The following is a 701-nucleotide window of genomic DNA, read 5'->3' as shown; positions in this document are numbered from 1 at the left end:
ATATCATTAGCAAAATCGCCTTCTGGTGGATCTTCCCCAACGTATTTCTTTGCCCAATGGAAAAAGGTTTCTTTTCGTTTAGTCATTTTTCAGACCCCCAATCAACTAATAAAACTGCATTAATTACCGTGAAACAAATCAGTGAAGTAATTGCAAAGCCGTAATCACGGGTATAGAAGGCAACAGAAACTATTGCCAATTCTACACCTATCAAACATTGAATGAATCTTAAAAATTTTCTCATTTAAAAAATCCTTTCTTTACAAGCTTTTCCAATCCATAAATGATTACCCCACTTACAAGGAATATACCAAAGAATGAAAGCATGCCCGATAATAACGAATTTTCTTCACCTGTTTTCGGCAGGGTTTTTACTTCTGCTGATTGCTTGACAAGTTTGTCAACTGCTTTCTTTGCTTCCTGCTTGGTAGGAACGGCAGGCTTTTCTTTGTCGGTTTTTGGTATTTGAGCAGATGGGGCATGAATATCACGCCAATCACCATGTTTTTTTTCCTGCTTAGGTTCCTGCTTAGGTTCCTGCTTTTTCGGTTCTGGTTTTGCAGGTTCGGCATGATGTTCTTCATGAATGACTGGTTCTGCCGTTTTTTGTGGTACTTGGTTAGTCTGTTCTACTACCTTATTCGGTACAGTTGGCGGTAACTCACTATCAGTTGATTCCACCGTTTCAGAAGTTGCAGTAA

1 pseudogene is annotated in these 701 nt (G+C 38.9%); it reads right to left on the bottom strand.

The window, feature by feature from the left end:
- Positions 1–240: 240 nt before the first annotated feature.
- Positions 241–701 (bottom strand): annotated as a pseudogene (locus tag N1032_RS25425) (hypothetical protein); the annotation flags it as partial.

This window comes from Herbiconiux daphne (genome assembly GCF_024979295.1).
GTDB classification, from domain to species: domain Bacteria; phylum Actinomycetota; class Actinomycetes; order Actinomycetales; family Microbacteriaceae; genus Herbiconiux; species Herbiconiux daphnes.
Note: the sequence above shows the minus strand (reverse complement) of the source record. Positions and strands in the feature narration are given on the sequence as shown.